The sequence below is a fragment of the Cryobacterium sp. MLB-32 genome (assembly GCF_000738085.1).
In the GTDB taxonomy this organism is placed as follows: Bacteria; Actinomycetota; Actinomycetes; order Actinomycetales; family Microbacteriaceae; genus Cryobacterium.
Genome location: NZ_JPRS01000782.1, coordinates 1 through 557, shown reverse-complemented (window position 1 = coordinate 557; position 557 = coordinate 1). Strand labels below are relative to the sequence as shown.

General features: G+C 59.4%; 1 pseudogene. It reads left to right on the top strand.

Annotation, left to right across the window (positions count from 1 at the left end):
- Positions 1 to 383: pseudogene (locus JF66_RS24900) on the top strand (hypothetical protein); the annotation flags it as partial.
- Positions 384 to 557: the final 174 nt, after the last annotated feature.

The following is a 557-nucleotide window of genomic DNA, read 5'->3' as shown; positions in this document are numbered from 1 at the left end:
TTCAGCGATACCCATACCCTTCTTCTGGCGAGGCCGACACGGTGGGTTCAAACGCCCTCGCCAGGGAATCATTTACAAACGATCTTGCGGCGTACATCGCGGCTGAACCCGACCTATCCGGTGGGATCGTGGCCCCAGGTGAGACCTACTACATGAGTACGATCCCCGGCGTCTGGCTGTTGGAGTCGGGGAGCAACGATCGCGTGGAGGTGACCATTGGAACGGCATTCGTGATCAATGGTGCGCTCAGCCCGACGTTGAAATCGTCGATCACTGTTGTCGCCGTCTGGGAAGACGGCCAGTGGAAGGTCGCCGACGCGAACGGCACGCGTACAACCGAAGAGTTGTACTCCGTGGGGCGGCCGTTCACTGGGGGGTGCTGATGCTCACCCTCTTTCCGAAGCTGTCATCGAATGACGGCGGATGGAACCCGATTGGTGGGATTGGTGATGCCATCAACGGCGCGACCGGTGTTGTGTCGTACTTCTCGGACCCGTGGGGAAACACGTTCAAGACCCTCCGTGATACTGCGCAGGGGATGAGTCGAGACATCATGC